General features: G+C 73.6%; 17 protein-coding genes. 7 read left to right on the plus strand and 10 right to left on the minus strand.

The features are described 5' to 3' along the window. The first annotated feature begins 94 nt into the window (after positions 1 to 94). Complete coding sequence (locus ACFWUQ_RS15585) at positions 95 to 1690, plus strand: AMP-binding protein (RefSeq protein ID WP_384538052.1); 1596 nt, start codon at positions 95 to 97, stop codon at positions 1688 to 1690. A 125-nt stretch (positions 1691 to 1815) separates the two neighbouring features. On the opposite strand, the gene ACFWUQ_RS15590 is transcribed toward ACFWUQ_RS15585, so the two are convergent. Both ACFWUQ_RS15590 and ACFWUQ_RS15595 read right to left on the minus strand, forming a co-directional pair. After that, positions 1816 to 3081 (minus strand): maleylpyruvate isomerase N-terminal domain-containing protein, encoded by a 1266-nt coding sequence (locus tag ACFWUQ_RS15590; RefSeq protein WP_384538054.1) that lies wholly within the window; start codon positions 3079 to 3081, stop codon positions 1816 to 1818. Then, a complete protein-coding gene (locus ACFWUQ_RS15595) occupies positions 3078 to 3641 on the minus strand; it encodes a sigma-70 family RNA polymerase sigma factor (protein ID WP_384538056.1) in 564 nt (187 codons plus the stop codon). Before ACFWUQ_RS15595 ends, ACFWUQ_RS15590 begins: the two co-directional genes overlap by 4 nt. 300 nt (positions 3642 to 3941) lie before the next feature. On the opposite strand from ACFWUQ_RS15595, the gene ACFWUQ_RS15600 reads away from it, so the two are divergent. Next, complete coding sequence (locus tag ACFWUQ_RS15600; protein WP_384538057.1) at positions 3942 to 4460, plus strand: EF-hand domain-containing protein; 519 nt, start codon at positions 3942 to 3944, stop codon at positions 4458 to 4460. Positions 4461 to 4536: 76 nt separating this feature from the next. On the opposite strand, the gene purU is transcribed toward ACFWUQ_RS15600, so the two are convergent. Both purU and ACFWUQ_RS15610 read right to left on the minus strand, forming a co-directional pair. Continuing rightward, positions 4537 to 5406, minus strand: coding sequence for a formyltetrahydrofolate deformylase (gene purU, locus ACFWUQ_RS15605; protein WP_384538059.1), 870 nt, complete (start codon positions 5404 to 5406; stop codon positions 4537 to 4539). A gap of 14 nt (positions 5407 to 5420) precedes the next feature. Next, a complete protein-coding gene (locus tag ACFWUQ_RS15610; RefSeq protein WP_384538102.1) occupies positions 5421 to 5867 on the minus strand; it encodes a hypothetical protein in 447 nt (148 codons plus the stop codon). Between the two features lie 220 nt (positions 5868 to 6087). Between ACFWUQ_RS15610 and ACFWUQ_RS15615 the strand changes: the two genes are divergently transcribed. Further along, entirely contained in the window at positions 6088 to 7371 is a 1284-nt protein-coding gene (locus ACFWUQ_RS15615; RefSeq protein WP_384538060.1) for an ABC transporter substrate-binding protein, read from the plus strand. A 13-nt stretch (positions 7372 to 7384) separates the two neighbouring features. On the opposite strand, the gene ACFWUQ_RS15620 is transcribed toward ACFWUQ_RS15615, so the two are convergent. Further along, positions 7385 to 8833, minus strand: coding sequence for a hypothetical protein (locus ACFWUQ_RS15620; protein ID WP_384538061.1), 1449 nt, complete (start codon positions 8831 to 8833; stop codon positions 7385 to 7387). A gap of 73 nt (positions 8834 to 8906) precedes the next feature. Further along, positions 8907 to 10289, minus strand: a complete 1383-nt coding sequence (locus tag ACFWUQ_RS15625) for a transcriptional regulator (RefSeq protein ID WP_384538062.1) — start codon at positions 10287 to 10289, stop codon at positions 8907 to 8909. A 215-nt stretch (positions 10290 to 10504) separates the two neighbouring features. Between ACFWUQ_RS15625 and ACFWUQ_RS15630 the strand changes: the two genes are divergently transcribed. The 3 genes from ACFWUQ_RS15630 (at position 10505) to ACFWUQ_RS15640 (ending at position 13721) form a co-directional block, all read left to right on the plus strand. Continuing rightward, positions 10505 to 11191, plus strand: coding sequence for a bifunctional DNA primase/polymerase (locus tag ACFWUQ_RS15630; protein WP_384538064.1), 687 nt, complete (start codon positions 10505 to 10507; stop codon positions 11189 to 11191). 98 nt (positions 11192 to 11289) lie between these two features. Further along, a complete protein-coding gene (locus ACFWUQ_RS15635) occupies positions 11290 to 12123 on the plus strand; it encodes an ABC transporter ATP-binding protein (protein WP_384538066.1) in 834 nt (277 codons plus the stop codon). Continuing rightward, a complete protein-coding gene (locus ACFWUQ_RS15640) occupies positions 12120 to 13721 on the plus strand; it encodes a transporter (protein ID WP_384538067.1) in 1602 nt (533 codons plus the stop codon). Before ACFWUQ_RS15635 ends, ACFWUQ_RS15640 begins: the two co-directional genes overlap by 4 nt. A gap of 180 nt (positions 13722 to 13901) precedes the next feature. On the opposite strand, the gene ACFWUQ_RS15645 is transcribed toward ACFWUQ_RS15640, so the two are convergent. After that, positions 13902 to 14834 carry an alpha/beta fold hydrolase gene (locus ACFWUQ_RS15645; protein WP_384538068.1) on the minus strand — a complete coding sequence of 311 codons (933 nt, stop codon included), beginning with the start codon at positions 14832 to 14834 and terminating at the stop codon, positions 13902 to 13904. Positions 14835 to 15106: 272 nt separating this feature from the next. Beyond that, a complete protein-coding gene (locus tag ACFWUQ_RS15650) occupies positions 15107 to 15799 on the minus strand; it encodes a metal-dependent transcriptional regulator (protein ID WP_384538069.1) in 693 nt (230 codons plus the stop codon). Between the two features lie 311 nt (positions 15800 to 16110). Here ACFWUQ_RS15650 and ACFWUQ_RS15655 point away from each other — a divergent pair, with 311 nt between their 5' ends. Continuing rightward, positions 16111 to 16866 (plus strand): SIS domain-containing protein, encoded by a 756-nt coding sequence (locus ACFWUQ_RS15655; RefSeq protein WP_384538070.1) that lies wholly within the window; start codon positions 16111 to 16113, stop codon positions 16864 to 16866. 49 nt (positions 16867 to 16915) lie between these two features. On the opposite strand, the gene ACFWUQ_RS15660 is transcribed toward ACFWUQ_RS15655, so the two are convergent. Beyond that, positions 16916 to 18238 carry a PAS domain-containing protein gene (locus ACFWUQ_RS15660; protein WP_384538072.1) on the minus strand — a complete coding sequence of 441 codons (1323 nt, stop codon included), beginning with the start codon at positions 18236 to 18238 and terminating at the stop codon, positions 16916 to 16918. 425 nt (positions 18239 to 18663) lie between these two features. Then, a complete protein-coding gene (gene pdxH / locus ACFWUQ_RS15665; protein ID WP_384538073.1) occupies positions 18664 to 19335 on the minus strand; it encodes a pyridoxamine 5'-phosphate oxidase in 672 nt (223 codons plus the stop codon). Positions 19336 to 19472 lie beyond the last annotated feature (137 nt).

Below are 19472 nucleotides of genomic sequence, written 5' to 3' on the forward strand. Positions count from 1 at the left end.
CCCGCCACCCCTGGACCGACAAGCGCCGGAGGCCTACGCTCTGCGCTTGATCTGACTATCCGTCAGCTACAGCGGCGAAGGGGAGGTCCGGGACATGACGGACACCGCGACAGAACTGAGCCGGTCCGCGACCCTGTGGGAACTGGTCGCCCGCCGGGCGGCACTGACCCCGGACGCCACCGCCCTGATCGAGGCCGCCGAAGCCCCGGCGGACGGCCCGGCGGGCGCCGCGGGCGCTCTCGCGGACGGAGACCCCGCCGCCGACCGGCGGCTGACCTTCGGCGGGCTCCGCGACCGCTCCGAACGCGTCGCCGCCGGCCTGTACGGCATGGGCGTGCGTCCCGGCACCGTCGTCGCCTGGCAGCTCCCCACCCGCATCGAGACCGTCCTGCTGTCGGTGGCCCTGGCCCGGATCGGCGCCGTGCAGTCCCCCGTCATCCCCTTCTACCGGGACCGCGAGGTCGGCTTCGCCCTCCGCGAGGCGAAGGCCGAGTTCTTCGCCGTCCCCGGCACCTGGCGGGGCTTCGATTACCCGGCGATGGCCCGGCGGCTCGGCGCGCGCGGCGTCTTCGAGGCCTACGCGGACCTCCCCGACGGCGACCCGGCCGTCCTCCCCCCGCCGCCCGCCTCCGGCACCGACGTGCGGTGGATCTACTGGACCTCCGGCACCACCTCCGACCCCAAGGGGGTCCTGCACACCGACCGGTCCCTCATCGCGGGCGGCTCCTGCCTCGCGCACGCCCTGCACCTGACCCCGGCCGACGTCGGCTCCATGGCCTTCCCCTTCGCGCACATCGCCGGCCCCGACTACACGGTGATGCTGCTGCTGTACGGCTTCCCCGCCGTCCTCTTCGAGAAGTTCGCGATGCCCGACGCCCTGGCCGGCTACCGCCGCCACGGGGTCACCGTGGCCGGCGGGTCGACGGCCTTCTACTCCATGTTCCTGGCCGAGCAGCGCAAGGACCCCGCCACGAAGCTCATCCCCACCCTGCGGCTGCTGGCCGGCGGCGGCGCCCCCAAGCCCCCCGAGATCTACCACGCCGTCGTCCGCGAGCTGGGCTGCGGCCTGACCCACGGGTACGGCATGACCGAGGTCCCGATGATCACGATGGGCTCCCCGGACGACACCGCGGAGAAACTGGCGACCACCGAGGGCCGCCCCCCGGCCGGCATGTCCATCCGCATCACGGCCCCCGACGGCACCCCGCTCCCCGCCGGCGCCGACGGCGGGGTCCGGCTCCGGGGCGAGGCCGTCTGCCAGGGCTACCTGAACCAGGAGCGGACCGCCGAGGTCTTCGACGCCGACGGGTACCTGGTCACCGGCGACCTCGGCCACCTCACCGAGGACGGCTACCTGGTCCTCACCGGCCGCAGCAAGGACGTCATCATCCGCAAGGGCGAGAACATCTCCGCGAAGGAGATCGAGGACCTCCTGCACCGGCTGCCCGGCATCGCCGACGTCGCGGTCATCGGCCTCCCCGACCCCGAGCGCGGCGAACGGGTCTGCGCGGTCGTCGAACAACCCCCCGCCGCCGCCCCGCTGACCCTGCCCCAGCTGACCGCGTACCTGCGGTCCGAGGGCCTCGCCACGCACAAGCTCCCCGAGCAGCTGGAAGTACTGGAGGCCCTTCCCCGCAACGAGGCGCTGCGCAAGGTGCTGAAGTACAAACTGCGCGAGCGCTACGCCTGAACGCGGCCGGCACGCCCGGACACCCGCCCGTGAGCCCGTGGACGGGTCCCCTGAGCTCGCGAACGCGGGCGCCTGGAGCCCCTGGACACCCCGGCGGCCCCCGCGGGGGGGCGCCGGGCCGGGCGTCAGAGGCGGCTCAGCGAGGCCGCCGCGAAGAGCACGTCGCGGATCGCCTCCCGGTCGCCGTGCTGGCCCGCGGCCGCCTCCTCCGGCGAGATGTGCCCGGCGGCCAGCTGGCAGAACTCCAGACCGTCCAGCGCGATCTCCGCGACCGTCCGGTCCGGCGAGGGCCTCGCTCCCGGCGAGTCCAGTGCGATGTCCCAACCCCCGCCGCCCGCGCCCTCGATCTCCAGGTGCAGGGTCCGCCCGGGCGCGCCCGCCGCGACGAGCCCGCGCGCCGGGGCCGCCAGTCCGGCCCGCCTGCGCTCGGCCAGCGCGCCCGGCAGCAGCCGCGCGGCCAGGTCGATCATCCGGTGCAGGTGCGGCGCGGACGGCGGCCCGTACGGGTAGTCCACCGCCTCGGCGATGTCCCAGGCGTGCACCCAGCACTCGAAGGCCCGCTCCAGGAAGGCGTCCCCGAGCGGCAGCGCGAAATTGCCGTAGTCGACGGCGAGTTGGGCCACGCCCCGCCCGGCGAAGGAGACCGTGCGCACCAGCGTGTGGCTCTGCTCCCGCCACGGCTCGCGGACCTGCCGCGTCGTCGGGTAGGCCGACGCGCTCCAGAAGTACTCCGTCCGCGCGGCCGGACCGCCCTGCGGCCCGTCCGGCCCCAGCGGGTCGTCGAGTCCCAGGGCCGTGGCCACCAGCCCGTCCACCGTCATCAGATGGCCGATCACGCCCGCGACCGTGGTCCGCCGGGAGCGGCCGCGCTCCTCCTCGAACCACTTGAGCCGCACCGGGGTGTGCCACTCGGAGTCCCCGAAGTCCTGGAGCAGCGCGTCGAGCCGCGCCGTCTCGGTGTCGTACGGGTTCGCCCACACCGGCACCGGGATCCGGGCCGGGCGCTTGCCCAGGCAGTCCTCCAGCACGCGCGAGCGCAGCAGCGGCTTGAGGTCGAGGGTCTCCTCCGGGTGCAGCAGCCCCACCGCGTCGCGCAGTCGCAGTGCCTCCTCCGCGCAGGGCGCGCACTCGGTGAGGTGGTCCTCCACCGCCTGCGTCTCCTCGGGGGAGCACGCGGCCAGCGCCCACGCCCCGAGCAGCGACTTCAGTACGGCGTGCGAGGGCGGCGGCTCCGGGAGCGGCGCCGGGGCGTGGCGCGGGTCCAGGTCGTCGGCGGCTCTGCGCGGGCCCGGTATCCGCGCCCGGCCGGCGGGCCCCCGGAACGCGCCGTACTCCTCGCTCGCGTCGTTCTCTTCGTATCCGTCGTCGGGTGACTCGGCGGGGCCGTTCATCGCGGACTTCCGTATCCGGGCTGGGCGGCGTCCTCCTGCGGGAGGGCGTTGGCGGTCGACAGCAGCTGGAGCCCGAGCCGCAGCCGGCGGCGCGCCTCGTCCTCGCTGATCTGGAGGTCGGCGGCGGCCTGCCGGTAGTCGCGCCGTTTGAAGTAGGCCAGTTCGAGCGCGGCGCGCAGCGGGGCGGGCATGGACGTGACGATGTAGTCCGCGCGGGCGGCCGCGTTGGCGCTGCGCACCTTCTGCTCCAGCTCCTCGCGCGAGCCGCGGCCCAGTTCGGCCTGGCGCAGCCGGGCCACCGCCTGGCCCTGGGTGATCCGGGCGACCCAGGAGCGCATGGAGCCCTGCTTGGGGTCGTAGGCGTCCGGGTTCTCCCAGATGTACCCGAACACCTCGCGCGTGATCCGGTCCGCGGCCTTCTCGTCGCCCAGCACCCGGTGCGCCAGGCTGTGCACGAGCGAGGCGAAGCGGTCGTACAGCTCTCCGCGCGCGGCGGCCTCGCCGCGGGCGAGCCGCTGCTGCATGCGGCGGTCCCAGCGCGGTGGTACGTCCTTCGGCATAACTGCCCCCAGCCGTGTGTCGACGCATCGAATGTAGTCGGCACTCGGCCGAACGCGCCTGTTTTGGGGGAAGCGGGCCCTGGAAATGGACCCTGCGTGATAGGGACGTGGCGGTGCGTCAACCCGTGGCGGGGGGCGGCACATGGCACAGGCGTACGCGCCCCACCGCGCTCCCCGTGCGCGGGTTCGATGCGGCCGCCTCCTTGACCACTTCGCTTAACGCACAGTCCACGTAGGCCTTACGCTCCTGCCTTGTCTGGAATCTGTACCCACCGCACACGTGAAGGCGGAACGCCTAACATGGACAGCTCAGAATACGAGCGCAAGATCGCCGCCCGATTCGCCACCTTCGACCAGGACGGGTCCGGTTATATCGACCGGGAGGACTTCAGTACGGCCGCGAAGGCCGTCCTGGCCGAATTCGGTACCACGGCCCGTTCGGACAAGGGCCAGGCCGTCTTCGCGGGCGCCGAGGCGTTCTGGCAGGGGATGGCCGGGATCGCGGACGTCGACGGGGACCAGCGGGTGTCCCGCGAGGAGTTCATCACGGGCGCGGCGAAGCGGCTGCGGGACAGCCCGCAGCGGTTCGCGGAGATCGCGCGGCCGTTCCTGCGGGCCGTGATCGCGGTGGCGGACGAGGACGGCGCCGGCGCGACGCCGCCCGCGACGGCGCGGGTCCTGCGCGTCCTGGGCACCGCCCCGGACCTGGCCACCGAGGTGGCGACGGCCCTGGACACCGACGGTGACGGCCGTATCTCGGAGGACGAGGTCCTGGCGGCCTTCGCCGCCTACTGCGGTGTGGAAGCCCCCGACGCCTAACGCGTGAGGCGCGCCGCCCGAGGACCCGACGCGGGGCCGCCCCCACCCGTGGGGGCGGGGCCCCGTGTCGGCGGTGCTACGCGAAGACGACCGTGCGGCTCCCGTTGAGCAGCACGCGGTGCTCGCTGTGCCACTTCACGGCCCGCGCCAGCGCCTGGCACTCCACGTCCCGGCCGATCGCCACCAGCCCCTCCGGGGTCACCTCGTGCCCCACCCGCTCGACCTCCTGCTCGATGATCGGCCCCTCGTCCAGGTCGGCCGTCACGTAGTGGGCGGTCGCGCCGATCAGCTTCACGCCCCGCGCGTGCGCCTGGTGGTACGGCTTCGCGCCCTTGAAGCTCGGCAGGAAGGAGTGGTGGATGTTGATGATCCGCCCGCTCAGCGCCTGGCACAGGTCGTCGGACAGCACCTGCATGTAGCGCGCCAGGACCACCAGCTCGACGTTCTCGGCGCGTACGAGTTCCAGTACCCGGGCCTCCGCCGCCGCCTTCGTGTCCTTGGTCACCGGGATGTGGACGAAGGGGATGTCGTACGAGCCGACGAGCTCCGCGAAGTCCGTGTGGTTGGAGACCACGGCCGCGATCTCCACCGGCAGGGCGCCGATGCTGGTGCGGAACAGCAGGTCGTTGAGGCAGTGGCCGAACTTCGACACCATCAGCACGATCCGCATGCGCGCGTCGGAGCGGTGGATCTGCCAGTCCATCCGGAACGATTCGCCGATCGCGGCGAAGCTGGCTCGGAGCTTCTCCAGGGTGACGGCCGGCTCGGCCTCGAAGTGCACCCGCATGAAGAACAGGCCGGTCTCCCGGTCTCCGAACTGCTGGCTGTCCTCGATGTTGCAGCCGGTCATGAAGAGGTAGCTCGACACGGCGTGCACGATGCCCTGCTTGTCGGGGCAGGACATGGTCAGGACGTACTGGGGCTGGGGCTGCGGGTCGTCGCTCATGACCGCACAGCCTTTCACACCGCGCGCGTGAGGATACTCAACACCTCCAGCGACCGCGGCCGGACGTCGGGGTCGTCCGCGTCCGCCTCGGCCAGCCGTACGTGGGCCTCGCGGGCGGCGCGCACCGCTTCGGGCCAGGCGTGGTGCTCCAGGTAGGCGGAGACGGGCGCGTCCGGCCCGACCTGGTGCAGGATCCGCAGGACGCGCAGCACGGCCAGGTCGACGAGGGCCGCCTCCTGCGAGTCGCGGAAGATCGTGCCGACGTACTTCTCCGCCGACCAGCTGTCGAGCCAGGTGTCCTCGACGAGCCGGTACACGGCGTCGGTGACGTCCCCGTAGCCTTCGGCGCCGGCCAGCCACGTGTCCTCGTGGAAGGCCGGATCGGAGAGCATGTGCAGCGCCGAGCGCACGTTGCTGCGCCAGCGCCACCACGGCATGTCGTTGAGGGGCATGCCGCCCATGGTGGAGGAGCGGCCGCCGCGGCGGGAAGAGTTCTTCGAACCTTGGGCGAATGTCACGCTTTCGATCGTACGTTCCCGTTCTCCGCGATCTTCAGGCGGCTGCGGGGCCGCCGACACCCGGGCGGGTGCGGGATCCGGCACCGGTAATTCACCTGGACGTCACCGAATGTTGTGGGCACCTCACTCCTGAGTTACCTCCGGAGCGGAATGGTGCATGGACATGACCGATCGGCGACGCGCAGCATTTCGCACCCGCACCTTCCTGGCCACGGCGATGGGCGCGTGTCTGCTCGCCGGGTGCGGGGCACTCCCCGGGGGCGCGGGGGGTTCGGGGGGCTCCGGGGGCACCCTCACCGTCATGACCTTCGCACCGGAGGACACCAAGGCGACCAACATGCCCGGAATGCCCGGCATGGCCAAGGCGTACGAGCGCTGGATCAACTCCAAGGGCGGCCTGGGCGGCCGCAAGCTCCGCGTGCTGACCTGCAACGAGAAGAACACGCCCGCCGGCGCCGCCGACTGCTCCCGCAAGGCGGTCGCCGAGAAGGCGGTCGCCGTCGTCGGCTCCTACAGCCAGCACGGGCGCGCCTTCATGGCCCCGCTGGAAGCCGAGGGCATCCCCTTCATCGGCGGGTACGGGGTCTCCTCGGAGGAGTTCCAGTCCACCCTGTCCTACCCCGTCAACGGCGGCCAGCCCGTGCTGCTCGCCGGCGCCGGGCACCAGCTCGGCCGCGCCTGCGGGCAGGTCGCCCTGGTACGCCCCGACACCCTCGCGGGCGACTCGCTGCCGGTGCTCCTCAACTCCGGCCTGCGGGCCAACCAGATGCCCGACGCCTCCGACATCCGGGCCGCCGAGGACTCGGCCGACTTCGCGCCACAGGCGCGCGAGGCCCTGACCACCGCCACCGCGGGCAAGGAGAAGGGCTGCGTGGCGGCGGTGCTGGGTGAGCGCACCGAGACCTTCTTCGACGCCTTCCGGCGCGCCGACGCGCAGCGCAGGAAGCCGCAGATCTCCTCGGTGCTGGGCAGCGTCAGCCAGTCCCTGGTGGACCGCACCGGCGGCAAGGAGAGCCCCTTCGAGGGCGCCTACCTGACCAGTTGGTACCCGGCGTCCGCCGACCCCCTCTGGGAGCCGATGCGCAAGGTGATCTCCGACCACGCCTTCGGCGACGACTCCGTGGACCCGGACGACAGCGGGGCGCAGACCACCTGGATCGCGTACACGGTGCTGAACCAGATCGTGAGCCGCTTCGACGACGGCGAGGAGGTGACCGCGCGCAAGATCACGCGCCGCTTGAACCAGTCGGAGTCGGTCCCGACCGGCGGCCTGACCCCGGACCTGAGCTGGCGCTACCAGGACATGCGCGCGGTGGCCGGCTTCCCCCGCATCGTCAACGGCCGGGTGACGTTCCAGGTCGTCCAGGCCGGCCGGCTGGTCGCCCAGCAGGGTGAGCAGACCATGGACATGACCCGCACGCTCGAACAGGGACCCCGCGCGGCCTGACCGCCGCGCGGGCTCACAGCTGGGACTTGTCCCGCTTGGTCAGGGAGTACTTGGCCGCGATGGTGTTCCACAGCGTCGCGGCCGACTCCTTGGCCTTGGTCGCCTCGCCGCTCGCCTTGTTGCCCTCAGCGGCGTTCTTGGTGGCCTTGGCCCTGCCGTCCTTGCACTTGTCCTCCTCCACGTCGTCCGCCCAGGCCGCGTAGCTGTTGTCGGCGTCCGCGGAGGACTTCCAGGCCCGGGTCAGGGCGGCGGACAGCTTCACGTGGTCCGGGAGCTTGTCGAGCTTCAGCTCCTGGAGGCGGGTGACGAGCTCCTCGCGCTGGCGGGCCGCGTCACGCAGGTCACCGGCGGCCTGGCCGAGGTTCTTGCAGCCCTTGATGTCCTCGACGGCCTTGATCACCGCGTCCCGGCTGTCGTTGCTGTCCGCGAGCAGCTTGTCGAGCTGGACGGCCTGCGGGCGGCCCGGATCGACGGGCGCCTCCCCGGCGGGGGCCCCGCCGGCCGTGCCGGTGGCCGGTGCGGAGGCCACCGCGCCGGGGTCGGAGTTCTGCGGCTTGCCGTCGCCCAGCAGCGAACCGACGCCCAGGCCGACGACGACCAGCCCGACGACCGCCGCCGCGATGATCCCGGGCGAGACCCTGCGCGGGCCCTCGGGGGCCGGGGGCGGGGGCGGCTGCGGCGCGAACTGCTGCTGCGGATAGGGCTGGTGCGGGTGCTGGGGGTGCGGGTGCTGCTGCTGGCGGGGCGGTACGGGACCCTGCCGGCGCGGCGGGTACGGGCGGCCCGGGGGCTGCTGCCGCAGTACCGGCTCCTGGATCGGCGGCAGGTGCTGGGTGTGGCCCGCGGTGTCGGCATCGCCCCGGAACAGCCCGTCGAACTCGGGGGCGGGCACGGGCGGGATGTGCTGCGTCGCCGCCTCCTCGTGCGCGGCGGACGGGACCGGCGCGATGTACTGCGTCGCCGCCTCCTCGTGCGCGGCGGACGGGACCGGCGCGATGTACTGCGTCGCCGCTTCCTCGTGCGCCGGCACGGGCGCGATGTACTGCGTCGCCGCCTCCTCGTGCGCGGGAGCGGCCGGGACCGGCGGGATGTACTGGGTGACCGCCTCGGGCAGGGGCGGGTAGCCGCGGCCGTGCGGGTCGCCCGGCCCCTCGTACCCCGGACCCACCACATGGCCCGGCGCGGGCGCGGCCTGCGGCGGGTACGGCTCCTGCGGGTACGGCTGCGGCGGGTAGCCGTACCCGGGGGCCGCGTGCGGGTACCCGTACGCGGCCGCGCCTCCCTCCGGCGGGGAGGACGGGGCCTGCCCGGGCCGCGGCGCCTGATCGGGCTGCGCGGCCTGCTCGTACCACGGCCGGTCCGGCTCGCCGGGCTGCTCCGGGTGTCCGGGCGCCGGGCGGGCCGGGTCCGGACCCCACGGGGCACCCTGCTGGGGGGCGCCGCCTTGTCCGCTCTCCGTCACCGGGACTCCTTCTCCGACCTGTCCGAACCTACGGAACCGTCGGATCACGCTACCCCGTCACCCGGTGCGACCGTCAGGCCACCCGGGCCTCCAGCCTCGCGCCGAACTCCCGCACCGCCGCTTCCTCCCGGTACGGCTCCAGTCGTGCCCGGAAGTCGTCCAGGTACTCGGCGCCCCGCTCGGAGCGCAGCCCCGACAGCAGGTCCGCCGCTTTCCCGGCCGTCTGGCAGGCCTGTTCCACCTCCCGCTGCTGCACCTGAGCGGCCGCCAGCAGCAGCAGCCCGATCGCCCGGCGCCGCGCCTTCGTCCTCGGCAGGCCGCGCAGCGCCTCCTCCGCCCGCTTGCCGGCCGCCTCCGCCTGGCCCAGATCCCGGTGGCAGTGGGCCAGTTCGTCCGCGAGGTACGCCTGGTCGAAGTGGCGGATCCAGACCGGGTCGTCGCCCGACTCCGGCTCCGCCCGCTCCAGCGCGGTCACCGCCCGCGAGGACAGCACGGCCGTCGCCCGGGCGTCCCCCAGCAGCGCGTGCCCGCGCGCCTCGGCCGCGTAGAACATCGCCTCCACCCGGGGGGTGACCTGCCCCCGGGTGCCCTCCTGGGCGGCGCGCGCGAGCTGGGCGATCTCGCGCGGGTTGCCCAGCTCGGCGGCGAGGTGGCTCATGGACGCGGCGAGGACGTAGCCCCCGTACGCGCGGTCCCCGGCCGCCTGCGCCAGGCGCAGCGCCTGGATGTAGTAGCGCTGCGCCAGACCGGGCTGTCCGGTGTCCACGGCCATGTACCCGGCGAGCTCCGTCAGCCGGGCGACGGCCGCGAACAGCGCCCGCCCCACCGGCTCCTGGTACGAGCCGCCGATCAGCCCGGACACCACGGAGTTGAGGTAGTGGACCACCACGGGCCGCACATGCCCGCTGCCGAAGCGGTGGTCGAGTTCGGTGAGGGCCTCGGTGGTGGCCCGCACCGCCTCGACGTCGGACATGCCCACGCGCGCGCCGCCGGTACGGGCCACCTGGCTGTCCGCTCCCGTGATCAGCCAGTCACGGCTCGGCTCGACCAGCGCGGAGGCGGCCACGCTGGAGCCCGCCAGGAAGTCGCGGCGGCCGACGTCGCTCCGCCACAGCTCGCTGACCTGCTCGATGGCTCCGAGGACGGTCGGGGAGAACTGCAGCCCGACCCCGGAGGCGAGGTTCTTGCCGTTGGCCATGCCGATCTCGTCGATGGTGACGGGCCGGCCGAGTTTGCGGCCGATCGCCTCGGCGATGATGCCGGGCGCCCGGCCGCGCGGCTGCTGGCCGCGCAGCCAACGGGCCACCGAGGTCTTGTCGTAGCGGAGGTCGAGGCCGTGTTCGGCCCCGCACATGTTGACCCGCCGGGCGAGCCCGGCATTGGAGCACCCGGCTTCCTGGATGAGCGCCTGCAGCCGTTCGTTCGGCTGGCGGGCGACGAGAGGCCTGGCTGCCATGAAAACCCCCTGGGGCCGCGGGTGATCAGTTGCAATGATCACTTCCCGCCTGATGTGCGGAGAATCTTCCGCTCTGCGTCTTGTCGCTACCCAACGACCGCGCCCCGGCCTCCTACGCGCCCCCACTCGTGCATCGATGCGCCCCGTGTGCAGGATCGATGCTCCGCCCAACAGCCGGTTTGCGCCCGTAACCCCGGGTGACCCCGGGAGTTGTGATGGGCGTGGAAGAGACCATGGGAGTCACGGAGACCGCACCCATCCCCAAGCAGCGCGGCGAGCAGTTGCTGGACCATGCCGTGCGGTACGCGGAAGAACGGCACTGGGACGTCTTCGCGGGCACCTGGCTGGAGGCCGGCGACGGCCGGGAGCTGTGCTCGTGCGGAGCGGCGGACTGCCCGGCGCCCGGGGCGCACCCGGCGGTGAAGGACTGGGCGGGCCAGGCCACCGGCAGCGCGGTACAGGTCCGGCGGGTCTGGGGAAAGCACCCGCAGGCCTCCATCCTGATGCCGACGGGCCGTACGTTCGACGTGATCGACGTCCCGGACGCGGCCGGGTTCCTGGCGCTGGCGCGGCTGGAGCGGATGCAGCGCACCATCGGGCCGGTGGCCCTCACCCCCTGCCACCGGATGCTGTTCTTCGTGCTGCCGGGCGCCGGGGTGAAGGTGCCGGACCTCGTGCGCACGCTGGGGTGGTCGCCGAGCGCGATCGACCTCGTGACGCGCGGCGAGGGCGAGTACGTACCCGCCCCGCCCACCCGGTTCGGCGGCCGGGGCTCGGTCCAGTGGGCGCGGCGCCCCACGCCGGCGAACCGGTGGCTGCCCGACACCGAGGAGCTGATCGACGCGCTGGCCTACGCGTGCGGCAGCGAGGCGGCGGCGGAACGCAAGCGGCGTCAGGCCTGACCGCCCGAAACTCATGACATACGTAATGGTCCGGCCCTCTCCCCCTCCTCCTATGGTGAGGAAAGAACGACCACGGGGACGAAGTGAGAGGCAGGCGCATGCCGGACCAGGGTATTGCGACGGGCGGGGCGTACGGGGCGGGTGGCGCGGACACCGCGCCGCCCGCCGTGCGGGTGGAGGGTCTGTGGAAGCGCTTCGGCGACCAGGTGGCCGTCGGGGGAATCGACGTGGAGCTGCCCGCGGGCAGGTTCATCGGCCTGGTGGGTCCCAACGGCGCCGGCAAGACGACGACGCTGTCCATGGTGACCGGTCTGCTGCGCCCGGACATGGGGCGCGTCCTGGTGGCCGGCCACGACGTGTGGGCGGACCCGGTGGGGGTGAAGTCGCGGATCGGCGTGCTGCCTGAGGGCCTGCGGCTCTTCGAGCGGCTGTCGGGCCGCGAACTGCTCGGCTACATGGGCCGGATGCGGGGGCTGCCGGGCGAGGAGACCGACAAGCGGGCGACCCAGCTGCTGGAGGTCCTCGACCTCGCGGGCTCGCAGCACAAGCTGGTCGTCGACTACTCCACCGGCATGCGGAAGAAGATCGGCCTGGCCGCCGCCCTGCTGCACAATCCCGAAGTGCTGTTCCTGGACGAGCCGTTCGAGGGCGTCGACCCCGTGTCGGCGCAGACCATCCGAGGAGTGCTGGAGCGCTACACCGCCTCCGGCGCCACGGTCGTCTTCTCCTCCCACGTGATGGAGCTCGTCGAGTCGCTGTGCGACTGGGTGGCCGTCATGGCCGCCGGCCGGATCCGGGCCGCGGGCCCGCTGGCCGACGTACGGGGCTCCGCCCCCTCCCTCCAGGCCGCCTTCCTCGAACTGGTCGGCGCCCGCGGCCGGGACGCGGCCGGGGACTCCCTGGACTGGCTCGGCGGGACGGCGGGACGATGACCACGGCCACCCCTCCCGTCGCCCTGACCCCGCTGTTCGTCCGCCTCAAGCTGTCGCTGCTGCGCAACGGCCTCAAGGGATCGTCGAAGCGCAAGGCGGTCTGGTTCACCACGCTGGCCTTCGCGCTGGTCGTCGGGTTCTTCGTCACCCTCGGCCTGGCCCTGCTGCGCGGCAACGCGCAGGCGGGCACCGTCGTCGTCCTGCTGGCCGCGATCCTGGCGCTCGGCTGGACCGTCATGCCGCTGTTCTTCGCCGCCGGCGACGAGACGCTCGACCCCAGCCGGCTGGTGATGCTGCCGCTGCGGCCGCGTCCCCTCGTACGGGCCCTGCTGGTCTCCTCGCTGGTCGGCATCGGGCCGCTGTTCACCCTGTGCCTGGCCGTCGGCTCGGTCATAGCGGTCGCGCGGGGCGCGGCCGGGGTCGCGGCCTCCGTGGTCGCCGTACCGCTGTTGATCCTGGGCTGCGTGGCCCTGGCCCGCGCGGTGGCCACGGCCAACGTGCGCCTGCTGACCAGCCGCAAGGGGCGCGACCTGGCGCTGCTCAGCGGGCTGCTGATCGCGGTGGGCGCGCAGGTCGCCAGCTTCGCGAGCCAGCGCCTGTTCGAGGTGGGCGGCCTGACCCAGCTGGAGCCCGTCGAGGCGGTGGTGCGGTGGCTGCCTCCGGCGACCGCCATCGGCATGGTGGACTCGGTGAGCGAGGGCGCGTACGCGCGGGCGGCGGCCCAGCTGCTGCTGACGCTCGGCGCGCTGGCCCTGCTGCTGTGGTTCTGGGAGCGCGGCCTGACCAAGCTCATGGTCGCCCCGGACGGCTCGACGATCTCGGCGGCCGAGCCGCGCGGGGACCGGGGCACGGGCGCGTGGTCCCTGCTTCCCGGCGGCCGTACGGGCGCGGCCATGCAGCGCACGCTGCGCTACGCCGTCCGCGACCCGAAGACCAAGTCCGCGTTCGTGACCGCGCTGGCCCTCGGCCTGATCGTCCCGGTCTTCAACGCCCTGCAGGGCACCGGCTCCGTCTACCTCGCCTGCTTCGGCGCGGGCATGCTCGGCATCCAGATGTACAACCAGTTCGGGCAGGACACCTCGGCGTTCTGGATGGTGGCGCAGACCATCTCGACCACGCGTGACGCGTACGTCGAACTGCGCGCCCGGGCCGCCGCGCTGGCCCTCGTCACGGTCCCGTTCACGGTCTTCGTGGCGGTGGTGACGGCCGCCCTGGTCGGCGACTGGTCCGGCTTCCCGGCGGCCCTGGGCCTGTCGCTGGCCCTGGTGGGCGCGATGTTCTGCACCGGTGCCGTGGCCTCGGCGCGCTTCGCGTACTCCATCCCGACGGACGGCGCCTTCAAGAACGTCGCCCCGGGCCAGGGCGGGCTCGCGTGGATGAGCATCTTCGGCGGCATGCTGGTGGCGGCGGTGATCTGCGCGCCCGTGATCGCGCTGACGGTCTACACGGCCGTGGCGGACCGGCAGGACATCGGCTGGCTCGTGCTGCCGCTGGGCATCGCCTGGGGCCTGGCGGCCGCGTGGGCGGGCCTGCGGCTGGCGGCGCCGGTGGTGGCGCGCAAGCTGCCGGAGATCCTGCTCGCGGTGAGCAAGGGCTGAGGCGGCCGGCCCGGGCCTGACCGCCGCCGGACCGGCCCGGCGGCCCTGCTGAGGCCCGGCCGCCCCTGCTGCGGCCCGCCCGCACCTGCTGCGGCCCGCCCGCACCTGCTCGGCCCGCCCGCACCTGCTCGGCCCGCCTGCCCCGCCCTGCTGCGGCGCGGGCGGGCGGGCCGTCGGCGGTCAGGTCCGGGGGGCGCGGGCCCCGATGCTGTCGAGGAAGGGCTCCAGGGCCGCGCGCCAGGCCGCGGGCTGGTCGTAGTGGAGGTAGTGCCCGGCGTCGGCGATCTCCGCGTACCGGCCGCCGGGCAGGACGCGGACCATCTCCTGGGCCTCCGCACGGCCCAGCTCGCCGTCGAGGCCGCGGACCACCAGGGCCGGGCAGCGGACCTGCGCCAGCTCCTCCCAGTGGGCGTCGTGCACCCAGGTCTCACGGGCCGTCAGCATCTGCTGCCGCGAGAAGAGCGGACGCCAGCCGTCCGGGGCCTGGTGCATGACCTCGGCGAAGAAGGCGCCCCGCCCCGGGTCGGGGCGCTCCACCCGGGGATCGTCCTCGCCGAACCAGCGGCGGGCCGCGTCCTGGGTGGGGAAGGGCAGCGGCCAGCGGTGGAACCAGTCCGCCCACTCCTGCTGGGAGGCCTCGCCGAGGGCCGAGGCGCGCATGTCGCAGATCACCAGGGCCTCGACCAGGTCCGGCCGGCGGGCGGCCAACTGCCAGGCGGTGAGGGCGCCCATGGAGTGGCCGATGAGGGTCACGGGGGCGAGGCCGAGCTGCTCGACGACCGCCTCGGCGTCCGCCACGAAGGCCTCGCGGGTGTAGGGGCCGGCGGGCGGGCGGTCGCTGTGGCCGTGCCCGCGCTGGTCGAGGGCCACGACGCGGCGGCGCTCGGAGAGCCAGCGCGCGGTGCCGGCCCAGTGCAGGGCGCGGCCCATCAGGCCGTGGAGTAACAGCACGCCGGGCGGCTCCGCGCCGGCGGTCCCGGCGGCGCGCCCGGGTTCGGCGGCCGGGGCGGGCTCGGCGGCGGCCGGGACGGGCTCGGCGGCGCGGGATTCGCGGAATTCCCAGGCGGCCAGGCGTACCCCGTCGGCTCCCGTCACATCGATGCGCTGTATCACCGCAGATGCACCCCCTTCGCTCCCGGCCAGAGTATCGAACCTGCATTCGAAAACACGGTTCTCTCCGCCAACACCGCTCTTTCGAGTGACCTTGCTCAAGGATTGGCCGCCGCTGCCGATGGAGATCCTTTCAACAGGGAGGCGGGCCGCTCGGGGAAGACGGTCCGCCGGGGGACGACCTTGAGAGCTCGGGGCTCCAGGTCAACAGGGGAGGACCGGTCCCGGCGCCGCGAGGCGCCGGGACCACCCACCGCGAGGCGACCGGCTCGGGCTCAGCGCTTCGCCACGAAGACGTGGGAGGCGATCTCCGCCTCCAGCTCGGCGGCCTCGCCGCCGCTGCCGACCAGCACTCCGCCCGGCGACTCGGTCACGCTCACCACCGAGCCGGGCTGCACGCCGGCCCGGCGCAGCGTGTACATCAGCTGGGCGTCCGTCTGGATGGGCTCGCCGATCCGGCGGACCACCACCGTCTTGCCCTCGGTGCCCGGGTCGAGCTCGGCCAGGCTGACCATCCCGTCCTCGATGAACGGGTCGGCCTCGGCCTTCTCGCCCAACTCCTCCAGCCCCGGGATCGGATTCCCGTACGGCGACTCGGTCGGGTGGCGCAGCAGCTCCAGCACCCGCCGCTCCACCGCCTCACTCATCACGTGCTCCCAGCGGCAGGCCTCGGCGTGCACCTGCTCCCACTCCAGGCCGATGACATCGACGAGCAGGCACTCCGCGAGACGGTGCTTGCGCATCACCCGCGTCGCCAGCCGGCGCCCTTCCTCCGTCAGCTCCAGGTGCCGGTCGCTGGCGACGGCCACCAGGCCGTCCCGCTCCATCCGCGCCACCGTCTGGCTCACCGTCGGGCCGCTCTGATCGAGCCGCTCGGCGATACGGGCGCGCATGGGGACCACACCTTCCTCTTCCAGCTCAAGGATGGTGCGGAGATACATCTCCGTAGTGTCGATCAGTCCGGACATTCGTGCCCCTCGGATTGCGTGCGCTGGCCCTGCCCCCAATTCTGACGCATTGAGCCGTCAACCGTCCCGTGGCGGGCGTCAAGGCCCGTCCTGGACATCTCCGGCGGAACTTCCGGGAGATCGCCCGGAAGATGTCCTGGAGACCACCGGGAAGGACGGGAAGATCGCCCGCGCGGTCTCGGGGGCGCCCGAGCGCCCCACCGCGCCGGCCCGGGCCCGGCATTGACGTCCGTATTGACACGCGCTTGGTCCAGACCGCACGGTGAGCGGCGGACACGGACCCCATCCCACCCCCGGAAGGCCATCGGCGTATGAGCGAGAGCAAGCTGGCCGGTCAGTTCTTCGACGCCGCCATCGGCCTGCTGGAGCGGGTGCGGGACGAGGAGTCCGCGCGCATCGCGGAGGCCGGGTCCCTGGTCGCCGACGCCGTCGCCGCCGGGAACCGGCTCTTCGCCTTCGGCGCCGGGCACTCCTCGCTGCCCGCCCAGGACGTGGTCTACCGGGCCGGTGGGATGGCCCTGATGAACTTCCTCGCCGTTCCGGGCACGGTCGGCATCGACGTCATGCCCGCGACGCTCGGCAGCGCCCTGGAGCGGGTCGACGGCCTCGCCGGCGCCGTGCTGGACAGCAGCCCCGCCTCGGCCGGCGACGTCCTCGTGATCATCTCGCTCTCCGGGCGCAACGCCCTGCCGGTGGAGATGGCGATGAACGCCCGCGCGATCGGCCTCAAGGTCATCGGCGTGACCTCGGTGGCGTACGCGACGGACACCAAGTCCCGGCACGTCTCCCACACCTTCCTCAAGGACCACTGCGACGTGGTCCTCGACAGCAAGATCGCCGTCGGTGACGCCGAGCTGAGCGTCGACGGCATCGACGCCCCCTTCGCGCCCGCCTCCACCGTGGTCACCAGCGCGATCATGCAGGCGGTCATGGCGGCGGCGGCCGGCGAACTCCTCGCCCGCGGCGTCGAGCCCCCGCTGCTGCGCTCGGGCAACGTCGACGGCGGCCACGAGTGGAACGGCCGCGTGATGCAGGAGTACGGCGACCGCATCTTCTTCCGCCACTGAGCCCCGCGGACCGCCCGCGGGGGCCGCGGCACTCCCGGTCCGCCCGGATTCAGATCGGGGTGCGGGCGGCGAGGTCCAGGTCCGCCGCCACACGGGCGGCCACCTCCTCCGCGTAGGTCGCGTCGGCCCGCTCGAACGCGGGCCGCGAGGGCCCGCGCAGGAAGGTCAGGGCTCCCAGCGTCCGCCCTCGGCTCCGCAGCACCGTGCACAGCGCGTGCGCCGCGCCGGAGGGCCACTGCCGGGCCCGCGCCCACTCCGGGTCCGCCTCCCCGCGCGGAGCGCTGCTGCGCACCGAGCCGATCCGGTCCAGCGCCTGCAGCGCCGGGTGCCCGGCCCCGTAGCGGACGGGGAGCGGCCCCGGCCCGGACAGCGCCGGCGGGGACGCCAGGGACCGTACGAGCCGTCGCCGGCCGGGCTCGGACGCCGGGGCCCGTACGTCCAGCACGTCCAGCAGCGCGTGCTCGGCGAAGCCCGCCAGCGCGAAGTCCAGCCGGACCGCCGCCGCCTCGGCCGGGTCCTCGCACTCGGCGGCGGCCCGCCCCGCGCGGTGCAGCTGGTGGGCCCGGAACCGCAGCTGCGCCGTGTCCAGCTGCGCCTGCCTGGACTCGGTGACGTCCTGGAACAGCCAGCCGACCCCGAGCGGTACGGGCTCCTCCGCCAACGGCGAGGCCAGCCGCAGGAACCCGCACCGCAGGCACCGCCGGCGCACCCCCTCGGCGGTGCGCACCGACACCCACAGCTCCACCGGCGCGGGCGGCGCGCCCTCGGCGAGCACGTGCTGGAGCGCCCCCTCCAGCTCCTCCACGCCCTGGGCGAGCAGCTCCCCCAGCGGGCGCCCGAGCAGCGCGGTGCGCCCGGTCCCGAGGGCGCGGGCGGCGTGCGCGTTCACCACGGCGGGCCGCAGGTCGACGTCGACCAGGACCACGCCCCACGAGGCGTCCTCCATCAGCGCCTCGGCCAGCGCGATGGACCGCTCCAGGTCGATCTGGGCGTGCACCTCGCTGAACGCGCAGTAGACCCCGGCCGGTTTCCCGTCGCCACCCGCCACCGCGGCCGACTGCGTCCGTACGAGGACCCGGCCGCCGTCCTTGGTCAGCAGGGCGAACTCGTGGACCTGGCGGCCGGGGACGTCCTGGACGGCCATGAGCCGGTCCTCGACGTCCCGGGCGTCGGCCGGCCGGACCGCCCATCCCGCGAAGCCCTTGCGGCCCACGGCCTCGGCGGCGGGCCAGCCCAGGATCCGCTCGGCCTCCCGGTTCCAGTGGGTGATCACGCCGTCGGCGTCGAACGCGCACAGGGCGGCGTCCATCCCGTCCAACAGCGCTGCCAGCAGGTCGTCGGCGGCGGTCTCATGGCGTCCGGAAGCACTCACCTGGCACCCCCCGCAGGCGTTCGCGTGTGCGGCACGTCAGATCATTGAACTGGAACGTGACGCAGCCCACACCCCGTTCCTCCGAATACCCCGGAATGATCCGTTTCGGTACGCGTCGGTCCTGGGGCGGGCCGGGGAAATAATCGCTTGTGCGCCGCGCGGACGGCTCCTAGGCTCGTCGTACACGAGAAGGGAGGTGGTTCCCGAAATGTACGGAAACCGGACGCGTGAGGTGACTGCGGGCTGAGCGCCCGTCGTCGCACGCACCTGTTGCGGTGCCCGGCGGGATCGCCAGGCGCCAATCCCAAGCAGTCACCCGACCCGCGGGCTCGCCGGTACGTCCGGCCGGCTCCTCTCACTGCAGGAGAGGAACCCGAGCCCGCGGGTCGTCTGCGTCCGCGCCCGCGCGCGGGCGCCCGGGCGCCCTAGGGGCAGAGCCGTTCCACGCGCCACTGTCCGGGGCCGTCGGCCTCCCGGGCGTACCGCAGGCGGTCGTGGAGGCGGTTCTCGTGCCCCTGCCAGAACTCCACCTCCCGCGGGGTGACCCGGTAGCCGCCCCACTCTGTCGGGACCGGCACCTGCTCTCCCTCCGGGTAGCGGGCCGCGAGCTCCGCGTAGCGGCGGTCCAGTTCCGTGCGGGATCCGATCACCGCGGACTGCTCGCTCGCCCACGCGCCGAGCTGGGAGCCGTGCGGGCGGGAGCGGAAGTACGCCGCCGTCTCGTCGCGGCCGATCCGGGCCGCCGTGCCGGTGACGACGACCTGGCGGGCGATGGGGTGCCACGGGAAGAGCAGCGCGACGTGCGGGTTCTCGGCGAGCTCGCGGCCCTTGCGCGAGCCGTAGTTGGTGAAGAAGACGAAGCCCCGCTCGTCGAACCGCTTCAGCAGCACCGTCCGGGAGCTGGGGCGGCCGTCCGCCGTCGCGGTCGAGACGACCATCGCGTTCGGCTCGAAGACGTGCGCGTCCGCGGCCTGCTGGAACCACCGGGCGAACTGCCGCATGGGGTCCTCGGCGAGGGACTCCTCCTCGACGATCTCCGAGCGGTACTGCTTGCGCATGGCGGCGGGGTCAAGGTCGTGATCGGTCACGCGGGCCATCCTGCCCCAGGAGGGCGACGGGCGGTGTGCCGTATGTCACGCTTCCGCAGTCCATCCGGAACGGACAAAATCTTGGGGCCGGTCCGACGGCCCCCGCGCGGGTGACCATCGGCCGTGCCGGGCATCAACGGGGATGA

The sequence above is a fragment of the Streptomyces sp. NPDC058662 genome, from assembly GCF_042716255.1.
Classification (GTDB): Bacteria; Actinomycetota; Actinomycetes; order Streptomycetales; family Streptomycetaceae; genus Streptomyces.

Excerpts from the sequence above, each read along its gene's own strand:
- ACFWUQ_RS15585 (WP_384538052.1), top strand. The coding sequence starts at position 95 with ATGACGGACACCGCGACAGAACTGAGCCGGTCCGCGACCCTGTGGGAA.
- ACFWUQ_RS15590 (WP_384538054.1), bottom strand. The coding sequence starts at position 3,081 with ATGAACGGCCCCGCCGAGTCACCCGACGACGGATACGAAGAGAACGAC.
- ACFWUQ_RS15595 (WP_384538056.1), bottom strand. The coding sequence starts at position 3,641 with ATGCCGAAGGACGTACCACCGCGCTGGGACCGCCGCATGCAGCAGCGG.
- ACFWUQ_RS15600 (WP_384538057.1), top strand. The coding sequence starts at position 3,942 with ATGGACAGCTCAGAATACGAGCGCAAGATCGCCGCCCGATTCGCCACC.
- purU (WP_384538059.1), bottom strand. The coding sequence starts at position 5,406 with ATGAGCGACGACCCGCAGCCCCAGCCCCAGTACGTCCTGACCATGTCC.
- ACFWUQ_RS15610 (WP_384538102.1), bottom strand. The coding sequence starts at position 5,867 with ATGGGCGGCATGCCCCTCAACGACATGCCGTGGTGGCGCTGGCGCAGC.
- ACFWUQ_RS15615 (WP_384538060.1), top strand. The coding sequence starts at position 6,088 with ATGACCGATCGGCGACGCGCAGCATTTCGCACCCGCACCTTCCTGGCC.
- ACFWUQ_RS15625 (WP_384538062.1), bottom strand. The coding sequence starts at position 10,289 with ATGGCAGCCAGGCCTCTCGTCGCCCGCCAGCCGAACGAACGGCTGCAG.
- ACFWUQ_RS15630 (WP_384538064.1), top strand. The coding sequence starts at position 10,505 with ATGGGCGTGGAAGAGACCATGGGAGTCACGGAGACCGCACCCATCCCC.
- ACFWUQ_RS15635 (WP_384538066.1), top strand. The coding sequence starts at position 11,290 with ATGCCGGACCAGGGTATTGCGACGGGCGGGGCGTACGGGGCGGGTGGC.
- ACFWUQ_RS15640 (WP_384538067.1), top strand. The coding sequence starts at position 12,120 with ATGACCACGGCCACCCCTCCCGTCGCCCTGACCCCGCTGTTCGTCCGC.
- ACFWUQ_RS15650 (WP_384538069.1), bottom strand. The coding sequence starts at position 15,799 with ATGTCCGGACTGATCGACACTACGGAGATGTATCTCCGCACCATCCTT.
- ACFWUQ_RS15655 (WP_384538070.1), top strand. The coding sequence starts at position 16,111 with ATGAGCGAGAGCAAGCTGGCCGGTCAGTTCTTCGACGCCGCCATCGGC.
- pdxH (WP_384538073.1), bottom strand. The coding sequence starts at position 19,335 with ATGGCCCGCGTGACCGATCACGACCTTGACCCCGCCGCCATGCGCAAG.